The 13,120-nt window shown below is 47.7% G+C and carries 13 protein-coding genes; 10 read left to right on the top strand and 3 right to left on the bottom strand.

What is annotated here, in order from left to right:
• Window positions 1-51 precede the first annotated feature (51 nt).
• The 6 genes from accB to B9J87_RS10145 all read left to right on the top strand — a co-directional run bounded on the left by accB (window position 52) and on the right by B9J87_RS10145 (window position 6,338).
• A complete protein-coding gene (accB, locus tag B9J87_RS10170) occupies window positions 52-507 on the top strand; it encodes an acetyl-CoA carboxylase biotin carboxyl carrier protein (protein ID WP_013855810.1) in 456 nt (151 codons plus the stop codon).
• Between the two features lie 14 nt (window positions 508-521).
• Window positions 522-1,868: an acetyl-CoA carboxylase biotin carboxylase subunit gene (gene accC, locus B9J87_RS10165; RefSeq protein ID WP_013855809.1), complete on the top strand. Its 1,347-nt coding sequence runs from the start codon at window positions 522-524 to the stop codon at window positions 1,866-1,868.
• 113 nt (window positions 1,869-1,981) lie between these two features.
• Window positions 1,982-2,869: a 50S ribosomal protein L11 methyltransferase gene (gene prmA, locus B9J87_RS10160; protein ID WP_013855808.1), complete on the top strand. Its 888-nt coding sequence runs from the start codon at window positions 1,982-1,984 to the stop codon at window positions 2,867-2,869.
• Window positions 2,870-3,008: 139 nt separating this feature from the next.
• Window positions 3,009-3,977: a tRNA dihydrouridine synthase DusB gene (gene dusB / locus B9J87_RS10155; protein ID WP_010320339.1), complete on the top strand. Its 969-nt coding sequence runs from the start codon at window positions 3,009-3,011 to the stop codon at window positions 3,975-3,977.
• A gap of 23 nt (window positions 3,978-4,000) precedes the next feature.
• Entirely contained in the window at window positions 4,001-4,297 is a 297-nt protein-coding gene (fis, locus tag B9J87_RS10150; protein WP_010320338.1) for a DNA-binding transcriptional regulator Fis, read from the top strand.
• 400 nt (window positions 4,298-4,697) lie between these two features.
• Window positions 4,698-6,338, top strand: coding sequence for a methyl-accepting chemotaxis protein (locus B9J87_RS10145; protein WP_019281512.1), 1,641 nt, complete (start codon window positions 4,698-4,700; stop codon window positions 6,336-6,338).
• Between the two features lie 28 nt (window positions 6,339-6,366).
• Here the strand turns inward: B9J87_RS10145 and zntR are convergent, their stop codons facing one another.
• A complete protein-coding gene (gene zntR, locus B9J87_RS10140; protein ID WP_017046798.1) occupies window positions 6,367-6,765 on the bottom strand; it encodes a Zn(2+)-responsive transcriptional regulator in 399 nt (132 codons plus the stop codon).
• Window positions 6,766-6,929: 164 nt separating this feature from the next.
• On the opposite strand from zntR, the gene purH reads away from it, so the two are divergent.
• Complete coding sequence (purH, locus tag B9J87_RS10135; RefSeq protein WP_094150545.1) at window positions 6,930-8,522, top strand: bifunctional phosphoribosylaminoimidazolecarboxamide formyltransferase/IMP cyclohydrolase; 1,593 nt, start codon at window positions 6,930-6,932, stop codon at window positions 8,520-8,522.
• Window positions 8,523-8,767: 245 nt separating this feature from the next.
• A complete protein-coding gene (gene purD, locus B9J87_RS10130; protein WP_094150543.1) occupies window positions 8,768-10,063 on the top strand; it encodes a phosphoribosylamine--glycine ligase in 1,296 nt (431 codons plus the stop codon).
• A 119-nt stretch (window positions 10,064-10,182) separates the two neighbouring features.
• Here purD and B9J87_RS10125 read toward each other — a convergent pair whose 3' ends face one another.
• Together B9J87_RS10125 and hupA are read right to left on the bottom strand one after the other, a co-directional pair.
• Window positions 10,183-10,872, bottom strand: coding sequence for a DUF1481 domain-containing protein (locus tag B9J87_RS10125; protein ID WP_094150540.1), 690 nt, complete (start codon window positions 10,870-10,872; stop codon window positions 10,183-10,185).
• A 42-nt stretch (window positions 10,873-10,914) separates the two neighbouring features.
• Entirely contained in the window at window positions 10,915-11,187 is a 273-nt protein-coding gene (gene hupA / locus B9J87_RS10120) for a nucleoid-associated protein HU-alpha (RefSeq protein ID WP_010320328.1), read from the bottom strand.
• 486 nt (window positions 11,188-11,673) lie between these two features.
• Between hupA and B9J87_RS10115 the strand changes: the two genes are divergently transcribed.
• A complete protein-coding gene (locus tag B9J87_RS10115; RefSeq protein WP_017048893.1) occupies window positions 11,674-12,729 on the top strand; it encodes a CNNM domain-containing protein in 1,056 nt (351 codons plus the stop codon).
• Window positions 12,730-12,746: 17 nt separating this feature from the next.
• Window positions 12,747-13,103, top strand: a complete 357-nt coding sequence (locus B9J87_RS10110) for an endonuclease domain-containing protein (RefSeq protein WP_017042616.1) — start codon at window positions 12,747-12,749, stop codon at window positions 13,101-13,103.
• The last annotated feature ends 17 nt before the right edge of the window (window positions 13,104-13,120 follow it).

Below are 13,120 nucleotides of genomic sequence, written 5' to 3'. Positions count from 1 at the left end.
ACGGCCCAACCTTAAGGGCTGACGTATTCACAAGATAAAGAGAAAGAAAAGATGGATATTCGTAAAATCAAGAAGCTTATCGAACTGGTAGAAGAATCTGGCATTTCTGAACTAGAAATCTCTGAAGGTGAAGAATCGGTACGCATCAGTCGTAACACTGCGCCAGTACAGATGGCTCAGATGCATTACGCTGCACCAGCGCCAGCACAACAAGCCGCGCCAGTCGCTGCCCCTGCGCCAACGGCTGAAGCCGCCGCGCCTGTAGCGCCAAAAGGTCACCAAGTGCTTTCGCCAATGGTCGGTACTTTCTACCGCTCACCAAGTCCAGATTCAAAAGCGTTCATCGAAGTCGGTCAAAGTGTTTCAGTCGGTGACACACTATGCATCGTTGAAGCGATGAAAATGATGAACCAAATCGAAGCCGATAAAGCAGGTATCGTTACGGCAATCCTACTTGAAGACGGCCAGACCGTTGAATTCGACCAACCGCTTGTTGTTATCGAATAATCGAGGTTTGCTTTATGTTAGATAAATTAGTCATCGCGAATCGAGGTGAAATTGCACTTCGTATTCTGCGCGCATGTAAAGAGCTTGGCATCAAAACTGTTGCCGTGCACTCCACTGCCGATCGTGATTTAAAACACGTACTGCTGGCCGACGAAACCATCTGTATTGGCCCAGCACGTGGTATTGACAGCTACTTAAACATTCCACGCATTATTTCTGCAGCAGAAGTAACTGGCGCAGTAGCAATTCACCCCGGTTACGGTTTTCTTTCTGAAAACGCCGACTTTGCTGAACAAGTCGAGCGTTCAGGCTTCATTTTTGTTGGCCCGAAAGCCGATACCATTCGCATGATGGGTGACAAAGTGTCAGCCATCAGCGCAATGAAAAAAGCGGGCGTTCCTTGTGTGCCGGGTTCTGACGGCCCACTGGATGGCGATGAAGTCAAAAACAAAGCCCATGCGAAACGCATTGGCTACCCTGTGATCATTAAAGCTTCTGGCGGCGGCGGCGGTCGTGGTATGCGCGTGGTCCGTAGCGAAAATGAACTGACCCAAGCGATCGCAATGACGCGTGCCGAAGCCAAAGCGGCGTTCAACAATGACATGGTTTACATGGAAAAATTCCTAGAAAACCCACGTCACGTTGAAGTACAAATTATTGCGGATGGTCAAGGTGGCGCGATTCACCTTGGTGAACGTGACTGCTCAATGCAGCGTCGTCATCAAAAAGTGGTTGAAGAAGCTCCTGCACCAGGCATTACCGAAGAGATGCGTAAATACATCGGTGAACGTTGTACTCGCGCTTGTCTCGAAATTGGCTATCGTGGTGCCGGTACGTTTGAGTTCCTATACGAAAACGGCGAGTTCTACTTCATTGAGATGAACACGCGTATTCAAGTTGAGCACCCAGTCACTGAAATGGTCACTGGCGTTGATCTCATCAAAGAACAGCTTCGCGTCGCCGCAGGTCAACCACTGTCGTTTACCCAAGATGACATCAAGATCCGTGGCCATGCAATTGAATGCCGTATCAACGCGGAAGATCCGGTTCGTTTCCTCCCTTCACCGGGCAAAATTGAACGTTTTCACGCGCCGGGCGGTATGGGCGTTCGTTGGGAATCGCACATTTATGCTGGCTACACAGTGCCGCCACATTACGATTCAATGATCGGCAAGCTCATCACTTACGGTGAAAACCGTGACGTGGCGATTGCGCGCATGAAAAATGCGTTAAACGAAATGATCGTCGATGGCATTAAAACCAATATCACCTTGCAGCAATCGATCATGCAAGATGAGAACTTCCAACACGGTGGAGCGAACATCCACTACCTTGAGAAGAAATTGGGTTTACAGCACTAATTTTCGCGTCGCGAGAGGCCAAATGCTCACTTCGGTGAGCATTTTTGTTTTCGGCAGCCGAGTCAGTTTCTGCTAAACTCTGCGCCAACTGACGACATAACAGAGCAACTGACATGCCTTGGATTCAAATTAAACTGAACGCAACTAACGCCAATGCCGAGCCAATTGGCGACATGCTGATGGAAGAGACGGGCGCAGTATCCGTCACTTTTCTTGATGCTCACGACACCCCTGTTTTTGAACCGCTTCCGGGCGAAACTCGCCTTTGGGGCGATACCGACGTGCTGGCGCTGTATGATGCCGAAGCCGATAGCGCATGGATCATTGACCAAATTCGCTCAAGCAAACTGCTGAGTGATGACTTTGCTTACAAAGTTGAACAGCTTGAAGATAAAGACTGGGAACGAGAATGGATGGACAACTTCCACCCGATGAAATTTGGTCAACGTTTGTGGATTTGCCCAAGCTGGCGTGAAATCCCAGAACCTGACGCTGTCAACGTAATGCTCGACCCGGGCCTTGCATTCGGCACAGGTACTCACCCGACGACCGCATTATGTTTAGAGTGGCTCGAAGGGCTCGATCTGACAGGTAAAACCGTCATCGATTTTGGTTGTGGTTCAGGCATCCTAGCCATTGCAGCGATCAAATTGGGCGCAGCCAAAGTCGTCGGTATTGATATCGACCCACAAGCACTGCTTGCTTCTAACGACAACGCAGGACGCAATGGCGTAGCTGACCAACTTGAAGTGTATTTGCCACAAGATCAACCTGAAGGCTTAATCGCTGACGTGGTTGTGGCCAACATTTTGGCCGGCCCACTGCGTGACCTGAATGGTGTGATCAAAGGGTTACTTAAGCCCAATGGCCAACTTGCGATGTCCGGTGTTTTGGACACTCAAGCCGAAGAAGTTGCCAACCATTATCGTGACGAGCTTCACATTGACCCGATAATTGAGCTCAATGAGTGGTGCCGCATCTCGGGTCGCAAGCAAGGCTAGATAAGACTTTGCGTGCTAATAGACTGTATTTTATACGATTTACTAAAACAAATTGTAAATGCTCAAATATTAGTCTTTTCACGCAGTAAAAAAATGCGTAAAATGCGCGCCCTTGCTGGTACAGAACTGTGATGACGTTTTGAAAATCGGAAACTATCAACTTAAGAACAATCTTATCGTTGCCCCTATGGCAGGAGTAACTGACAGACCATTTCGAGAGTTGTGTCTTCGCTATGGAGCAGGCATGGCCGTCAGTGAAATGATGTCCTCTAATCCTGCTCTATGGAATACGTCAAAGTCGATGCAACGTATGGTACATGAGGGCGAATCGGGCATTCGCTCGGTACAAATTGCGGGAGCCGACCCACAGCTTATGGCCGATGCAGCCCAATTTAGTGTTGAGAACGGTGCTCAGATCATCGACATCAACATGGGTTGCCCAGCAAAAAAGGTGAATAAAAAGCTGGCGGGTTCAGCCTTACTCCAATTTCCGGAGACGATTGAACAGATCTTGAAAGCGGTGGTGAACGCCGTTGATGTCCCAGTGACATTAAAGACCCGTACTGGCTGGGATACAGACAACAAAAACTGTGTCTACATCGCTAAATTAGCCGAAGACTGCGGCATACAAGCTTTAGCCCTGCATGGCAGAACCAAAGCGTGTATGTACAAAGGCGAGGCCGAATACGACAGCATTAAAGCGGTGAAAAACGCCATCTCTATTCCGGTTATTGCTAACGGTGATATCGATAGCCCAGAGAAGGCGAAATACGTGCTGGATTACACCGGCGCTGACGCTTTAATGATTGGACGCCCTGCCCAAGGTCGCCCGTGGATTTTCCAAGAAATCCAACACTATTTGGAAAACGGCACCACGATGTCTGAACTTCCGGCTGCGGAAGTGAAAGATATTATGCTTGGTCATGTACAGGCTCTCCACAGTTTCTATGGTGAGTATTTAGGCCCTCGCATCGCTCGTAAGCATGTGGGTTGGTATCTGAAAGAACATGAACAAGCGAGTGAGTTTCGCCGTACCTTCAACGCTATTGACGCAGCACCGCTGCAAATTGACGCGCTCGAAGGTTATTTTGATAACGTTGCATCATAATTAAGAGAAGAGCTAGACCGCATATGTTCGAACAAAACCTGACTTCAGAAGCTTTCACAGTAACAACCGTAACTTCACAAGATCAAATCACGCAAAAGCCACTACGTGATTCAGTTAAAGCATCTCTTAAAAACTACCTTGCGCAGTTAAACGGCCAAGAAGTGACAGAACTATACGAGTTAGTTCTTGCTGAAGTTGAACAGCCACTACTCGACACCATCATGCAGTACACTCGCGGTAACCAAACTCGCGCAGCAACCATGATGGGCATCAACCGCGGCACTCTTCGTAAGAAGCTAAAAAAATACGGCATGAACTAATCTAGCTACTGCACAAATCTAGCAACTAGATACCATCGCTTTTAAAACCGAGCCTCTGCGCTCGGTTTTTTCATTTTCACCCAACGGATAACTAAAATATCAACGGGCTGCTTTACTTTGCATTAATGCAATAAAGAGATCTGATTGTTTGAGCGGGCTCTCTCTTCTTCTGTTGTCGCATTTACGCGACCGCAACAAACTGGTTACATTGTGCATGTGATGGAAATTTACCGACCGATCCCCAAATCACTTGTCGTGAACAGTGCATACAATGAGTAAGGCTTTATCCCCCCAAAAATGGAGTGACTAAGATAAGCTCGGCGACGCAACAATCTAAACACCAAGTCAAATGGGCCTATAATGATAAAACCACTCGGAAGATTGACAAGGAGTGACGTCAATGAGCTTACTGAACTTGCGCCAGACCAAAATTAGAACGCGTTTATACCTGCTGACCACGGTCACCACACTGCTACTGTTGATCCCATTTGTCTCGATGCTCAATAGTTATCAACACGATTTAATGCAATCAAAACAGACGAAAACTCGCCACATCGTCGAAACAGGATACGGCGTATTAAGTTACTTCCACCAATTACAAATCGATGGCACCTTGTCCGAGCAGCAAGCACAGACTCAAGCCAAACAAGCCATCGCGAAACTGCGCTACGAGGCTGATGATTATTTTTGGATCAACGACCTTCAGCCAAGTATGATCATGCACCCAATGAAGCCCCAATTGGACGGCAAAGATCTCTCCAATGCCGCCGACCCGACCGGAAAAAAACTGTTTGTAGAATTTACTAAAGTCGCTAAACAGCAGGGTGAAGGCTTTGTCGACTATATGTGGCCCAAACCAGGTTCTAGCGTCGATGTGGGTAAAATCTCTTATGTAAAATTATTTAAACCTTGGGGTTGGATCCTCGGTTCTGGAGTCTACATCGACGATGTCAATGCGTTGATTTGGCAACGCCTACAATCGATATTGCTCATTCTTAGCCTCGTTATTATTGTGATGCTGATTCTTTCAGTAGTGATAGGAAATAGCATCACTAAACCGTGTGAAGAAACCAAACAAGCACTCGAAGAAATCGCCAAAGGCGACGGTGATTTAACCAAACAGCTCTCGGTGCAAGGTAGTGATGAGCTGTCACACATAGCACAAGCCTTCAATGAGTTCACAGAGAAAATTCGTCATACCATTACCAATATCACACCGATCACCGACAATGTTAACCACTCGGCAAATGAGCTTACTCAACTCTCACAACATGCCTCAATCAAAGCCTTAGAGCAGCAGCAATCCGTCGATACGGTCGCATCAGCGATGAACGAACTGCATGCGAGCAATCAAGAAGTGGCTAATGCAGCGAGTAGTGCCGCGAAAGCCGCGCATACGGCCAGCAGCAAAGGCAAAGAAGGCAGCTCGGTGATTGGCAAAGCTTCTGATTTTATGGACTCCTTGTCTGCACTACTGACCACCACTGACACCACCACTAAAAACCTCGCCAAAGAGACACAAGATGTCGGAGCGATACTGGCGGTCATCCAAGGGATAGCTGAACAAACCAACTTATTGGCCCTGAATGCGGCGATTGAAGCAGCACGTGCTGGTGAACAAGGACGAGGCTTTGCGGTCGTCGCGGATGAAGTACGGGCGCTGGCAACGCGTACTCAAACCAGCACCAACGAGATAGAGCAGATAATCAATAGATTACAGGCTCGCGCAAAAGAGCTGGGAGAATTTATGGCTCAAACGCAGCAACAATCAACCGCCACACAGCAACAAGCCGTTTTAGCGCAGCAAGTGCTCAATGAGATCGACGAGCAAGTAAAACAGATTCTCTCACTCAATGAACATATTGCTGAGGCAAGCGCCCAGCAAACCACCGCTACAGAAGAGATTAATCGCAATCTGACTCATATTGCCGAGCACAGCTCCCAAGCTGCAGCCCAAGCCGATCAAGTGTCGACAGCCAGTCAATATCTCTCAGACAGCGGCCAACAACTGAAACAGAGCATTAGCCATTTTAAAGTGTGAGCAACTCACGCCTTATCGGCTGATGAGATCACTCCAATGCCGCTAAAATTGAGCAGTGGCTGGCGTTGTCGTCTATATGACCGCAGCACGCATCGTTGATTTTTTTTAGCGCTTGACGAATCGCCGTTAACTCGGCGATTTTTTGATCAATCACCACCAGCTTAGCGCTGGTGATCGATTTCACTTCTGCACAGCTGTGTTCGGTCGCTTCCAGCTTTATTTCCAGTAACTCTTTGATCTCATCCAAACTGAGCCCTAGCTCTTTGGCTTTGAGAATAAAACTCACCTGCTGCTGATTTTTTTGATTATATAAACGATAACCAGACTCACTGCGCCCCGCCGGTTTTATTAGCGCATTTTTTTCATAAAAACGCAGCGTATCGGTTGAAACTTTACAGCGTTTGGCGAGCTCTCCAATTTGAAACATCTCATTCTCCTTTAACGTTTTTATTACGTTTGATACCCAATATCGCCGTTTTTATAAAAAATTTTGCGATGCCAAACGATTGCGCGAGCTTTTTGATGATTGTTTGGTTAGAATGTGCGCCATCAAATTTCCTATTAACTCCATGATTTGAGGAAGACCGAAGCATGAATAACGCTCGTCCTATTCACCGCGCATTGATCAGCGTATCAGACAAAACCGGCATTGTTGAGTTCGCTCAAGCTCTCGCGAAGCGCGGTGTCGATATTCTTTCTACTGGTGGCACCGCTCGCTTATTAGCAGACCAAGGTATTGCTGTTACAGAAGTTTCTGACTACACCGGTTTTCCTGAGATGATGGACGGTCGCGTAAAAACATTGCACCCGAAAGTACACGGTGGCGTGCTGGGCCGCCGCGGTCAAGATGACGACATCATGCAACAACACGGTATTAAGCCGATTGATATGGTGGTCGTCAACCTTTACCCGTTTGCCGAAACCGTTGCTAAAGCAGGTTGTACCCTAGCTGATGCGGTAGAAAATATCGACATTGGTGGACCAACTATGGTGCGTTCTGCGGCGAAAAACCACAAAGATGTGACCATAGTGGTGAATGCACATGACTACGACCGTGTCATTGCCGAGATGGATGCGAACGACAATTCGCTAACACTCGAAACACGTTTTGACCTTGCGATTGCCGCTTTTGAACACACCGCTGCTTACGATGGCATGATCGCCAACTACTTCGGCACTATGGTTCCATCCTATGGAGAGAACAAAGAAGGTGATGAAGAGAGCAAATTCCCGCGCACCTTCAACCAACAATTCCTGAAAAAACAAGACATGCGTTACGGTGAGAACAGTCACCAAGCGGCCGCTTTCTACGTGGAAGCCAACCCAGAGGAAGCGTCAGTCTCTACTGCTCGCCAACTCCAAGGTAAAGCGCTCTCTTACAACAACATCGCCGATACCGACGCCGCTCTTGAGTGTGTGAAAGAGTTCGCTGAGCCAGCGTGTGTGATTGTCAAACACGCCAACCCATGCGGCGTTGCCTTGGGCAGCGATATTCTTCAAGCCTACAACCGCGCTTACCAAACCGACCCAACGTCTGCCTTTGGTGGCATCATCGCGTTCAACCGCGAGCTAGACGCACAAACCGCAGCGGTGATTGTTGAGCGCCAGTTTGTTGAAGTGATCATCGCACCAACTGTTTCAGCGGAAGCGATTGAAGTGGTTGCGGCGAAGAAAAACGTGCGCCTGCTTGAGTGCGGTGAGTGGTCAGCGAAAACCACCGGTTTTGACGTGAAACGCGTCAATGGTGGCTTGCTGGTGCAAGATCGCGATCAAGGCATGGTTAGCCTTGATGATCTCAAAATCGTAACCAAGCGCCAGCCGAGTGAAGAAGAGATCAAAGATGCTCTTTTCTGCTGGAAAGTGGCTAAGTACGTCAAATCAAACGCGATTGTTTACTCAAAAGGTGACATGACTGTTGGCGTGGGCGCAGGCCAAATGAGCCGCGTTTATTCAGCCAAAATTGCGGGCATTAAAGCGGCCGATGAAGGCTTGCAAGTCGAAGGATGTGTGATGGCTTCTGATGCCTTCTTCCCATTCCGTGACGGCATTGATGCCGCGGCGCAAGCGGGCATCAAGTGTGTGATTCAACCGGGCGGTTCGATGCGCGATGACGAAGTGATTGCCGCCGCCGATGAACACGGCATGGCGATGATCTTTACTGGTATGCGTCACTTCCGTCACTAAAAACCTTACCCCACCCTAGCCCTCCCCTAAAAGGGGAGGGAACAGAACGAAGTGACCCTACTTCCCTTTTAGAGGAGGGAATAGAACGAGGTGACCTTACCTAACTTTTAGGAAGAGGTATTGTTCTCCAAGTTCCTTCCCTTCAAGGGTAGAGATTGTCATCTAAGTTCCTCCCCCTTTAAGGGGGAGGTTAGGAGGGGGTAAATGGCAACAAACAAACTCTATACGTTAAAGGATACTCATAGATGAACATTCTGATTATAGGTGCTGGCGGTCGTGAGCACGCTCTGGGTTGGAAAGTCGCTCAAAACCCAAATGTTAAAACTGTCTTTGTTGCTCCGGGTAATGCGGGCACAGCGCTTGAGCCTAAACTTGAGAACGTCAACATTGCAGTGGAAGACATTGCTGGTTTGGTCGCTTTTGCTCAAGAAAAACGTATTGAACTGACCATTGTTGGCCCAGAAACACCCTTAGTGCTTGGCGTGGTGGATGCTTTCCGTAAGGCGGATTTACCCATCTTTGGCCCGACTCAAGCGGCAGCGCAGCTCGAAGGCTCTAAAGCGTTCACCAAAGATTTCTTAGCTCGTCATCATATTCCTACTGGGGCTTACGCTAATTTCACAGAAATTGAACCTGCTTTGGCATACGTCCGCCAGCAAGGCGCGCCGATTGTGGTCAAAGCCGATGGCCTTGCCGCTGGCAAAGGGGTCATTGTGGCGATGACGCTGCAAGAGGCCGAAGACGCGATTCAAGATATGCTCGCAGGCAATACCTTTGGCGATGCAGGCAGCCGCGTGGTGATTGAAGAGTTCTTAGATGGAGAAGAAGCGAGCTTCATTGTCATGGTCGATGGTGTAAATGTTCTCCCTATGGCCACCAGCCAAGATCATAAACGCGTCGGTGATAAAGACACTGGCCCCAATACTGGCGGCATGGGCGCTTACTCGCCAGCTCCGGTGGTCACGCCCGAGATCCATGAGCGCGTGATGCAAGAGGTGATTTATCCAACGGTGCGCGGTATGGCGGCAGAAGGCAACCCTTACACAGGTTTTCTGTACGCTGGGCTGATGATTGACGCGCAAGGCACACCGAAAGTGATTGAGTACAACTGCCGCTTTGGTGACCCTGAAACTCAACCGATCATGATGCGGATGCAATCAGATTTGGTCGAACTCTGCTTTGCCGCTCTAGAAGGCAAACTTGATCAAGTGGAATCAAAATGGGACCCACGCGCTTCTATCGGTATTGTTTTGGCCGCTGGCGGTTACCCTGCCGACTACGCGAAAGGAGATGTCATTTCTGGCTTACCAACGCAAGAAGTCGCGGGTGAGAAAATCTTCCACGCAGGCACAAGCGACCAAGCTGGAGAAGTCGTCACCAACGGTGGTCGCGTGTTATGCGCAACCGCACTTGGTAACACGGTTTCACAAGCGCAGCAGCGCGCTTACCAATTAGCCAAACAGGTCAACTGGGATGGCATGTTCTATCGCAGCGATATTGGCTACCGCGCGATAGCTCGTGAACAACAGACAACAAAATAACAACGACAAAGCTAGGTTATGATCCAATAAGGCGCTCATTGAGCGCCTTATTTTTATACTTCATATTCATACTTCTGTATTGGCTTGATGTTAAACTCACTTCGAGATGAACTTAATCATCACTTCAACAATTGCGGTTTGTCGACACAGCCATGATTCTCATCAGCAAGCATTAATAGCTCTTCGATATAGACACGGTTATTGCGGATTTTACCTAAAAATGCGATGTAGTTATCCAATGATGCTAAACGACTGACCACAAAACTGGGCAGCGTTTGGTTAAATTCCATCTGCGTGTATTCATGACCCGTGCAGGTTTCAAACACTTCGCCATCCCACACTCCTTGAATCAGTTCTAACCCTTGGTTGTCTTTATTTTTGGTTTCTGAGATCAGGTATTGTGCTTGTTGCAGGTAATGGGAAAGCTGTTCTTCATCGAGTGGCAGTATTTTTCCATCGACACGGTATTGTTGATAAATTGCCTCGCCAGCGTCATTAAAACGTAAGTGAACCGAATAAGGTACGAGCGATTTCTTTTGTAGCTGCTCACCTTCGCGCTTGAGCTCTCTTAATGTCCCTTCATCCCAGCGATAATTGGTTTTATACCAACCATAATCACCTGATGCGACATAATCAGCGGCGCTGTTTGGAGAGGCTGAACGCTCGATATACCAATAAAAACTGGTGGCATCACCCATGGTTTGCCCACTGGTATAATTTGAATATTGTTCGAGACTAGGCGTATGGCTAGAGGAGGAGCATCCCACTAAGACTAGGGAAAATAGAATGGATAAAAGAATTTTTTTCATGGGAGAAATCTACGCCGAGAGGGTATCTCGGCGTAGTATAAATTATTTCACTGAATCTTTCAGTGCTTTACCGGCTACAAATGCTGGAACGTTAGCTGCTGCGATTTGAATCTCAGCACCTGTTTTAGGGTTACGGCCAGTACGCGCTGCACGGTGGTTTACTTTGAATGTACCAAAACCAATTAGTTGAACTTGGTCACCCTCTTTGAGAGCGCCTTCAACTGCGCCTAAAGTCGCCTCAAGAGCAGCTTTTGCTTGTGCTTTAGATAAGTCTGCTTTTTCAGCGATAAAGTCGATTAATTGGGTCTTGTTCATTAGGTTTCCCTTCTCATGTGTTATCGAATTGACCTCACTCTAAAACATAAAGCCCCCGTCTGGCAAAGGTTTGTCGCTGATCTTTTGTCTCTATGCCGCACTTTTAACCACAATATGAGCAATAACTCACAATTTGTTACTGATTGACAAAGAATATCCGCTTGTTTTTGACGCTGTAAGCCCTTATTTATAGCGTACTTATGCTTGGATACCTGATATTTCAGGTCACTTAAGCGACCTAATATATCAGTGCAATCCTGCCCAGGCAGAGCAAATGCCACATACGCCAACGGTCTATACCCAAACAACTTGAAGTTGCAGGTAGGCGGCAAGTAAGTTCATCCCCATGAGCATAGATAAACTATGTGATTGGGGTGAGCGAACGTAGCCAACACCGCTGCAGCTTCAAGTGGGAAGGGGATATATTGGTATGAGGCAAACTCAACGCAGTATTGATTTGGTATAGATTAAAACTAAGGAACAATCATGTTTTTGCTTACGGTTTATATTGCCGTTGCCATCGGTGTCTCTTTTATCTGTTCGGTTCTTGAAGCTGTGCTACTGAGCATCACACCAAGCTACCTTGCTCAGTTGCGCCAAAATGCTCATCCTTCAGCTGATAAATTAAGCAAGCTCAAAGCGGACATTGACCGTCCCTTGGCATCGATTCTCACGCTCAACACCATTGCTCACACCATCGGTGCCGCCAGCGCAGGCGCACAAGCGGCGGTCGTATTTGGTAGCGAATGGCTCGGCGTATTTTCTGCGGTGCTAACTCTAGGCATTTTGGTGTTGTCGGAAATCGTACCGAAAACCATTGGTGCGACCTATTGGCGTCAACTTGCGCCAGCTTCTGCGGTGGTTTTACGCTGGATGGTGTGGGCGCTGACACCTTTTGTCTGGTTTTCAGAGCAGATAACCAAACGCTTAGCGCGTCACCATGAAGCGCCCAAAATGCGTGATGAACTCTCCGCGATGGCCATGCTAGCCAATGAAAGCGGTGAGTTTGCCGATGGCGAATCAAAAATACTCAATAACTTGTTGGCTATTCAGCACGTCCCAGTGACTCAAGTGATGACACCGCGCCCGGTTTTGTTTCGCGCCAGCGCGCAACTCACTATCGACGAGTTTCTTGTGCAACATAGAGATACGCCCTTCTCGCGTCCGCTTATTTATGGCGAAAGCAAAGAGGACATCATCGGTTTTGTGCATCGCTTAGAGCTATTTAAACTGCAACAAAAGGGTCAAGGCAGTAAACGTTTAGAAGAAGTCATGAGGCCGCTTCATGCGCTGCTCAACAAAATGAGCTTATTAAAGGCCTTTGATCAAATGATGCAAAAACGGCTGCAATTGGCGTTAATCGTTGATGAATACGGCACAGTACAAGGCATTCTGACCTTAGAGGATATTTTTGAATACCTACTGGGTGAAGAGATCATTGATGAAGCAGATAAAACCACCGACATGCAGCAGCTCGCTTACCAGCGCTGGGAGCGTTGGAAGAAAACACACGGCGTCATTGAAAACAGGGATGAGGAATAGAAAATAAAGGAAATAGAATGGAATCTAATCCTAAATCGACAAAAATGCGGCGTAGAACATTGCGTACTAACGCTACAGCATCAGAACAAAGTGTGTGGGCAAAGTTACGATGCCAACAACTAGGCACTAAATTTCGCCGTCAGTTTGGTATTGGTCCTTATATCGTGGATTTTTATGCGCCAAGTCATCGGCTGGTGATTGAAATCGATGGTGACTCTCATTTCAGCGAGTCTTCTTATATCTACGACCAAGCAAGAACTGATTATCTAGAGCAATTTGGCATTCGTGTTTTACGGTATACAAACGAGGAAGTACGAATACAACTTGATGATGTTGTTGAGGATATTTGTCGCTACTTAAACACCCCACCCTAACCCTGTCTCTTATACAC

This window comes from Vibrio sp. V19_P1S1T109 (assembly GCF_002241375.1).
Lineage (GTDB): Bacteria > Pseudomonadota > Gammaproteobacteria > Enterobacterales > Vibrionaceae > Vibrio > Vibrio anguillarum.
The sequence above is the reverse complement of the archived record's forward strand: the minus strand, read 5'-3'. Positions and strand labels throughout refer to the sequence as shown.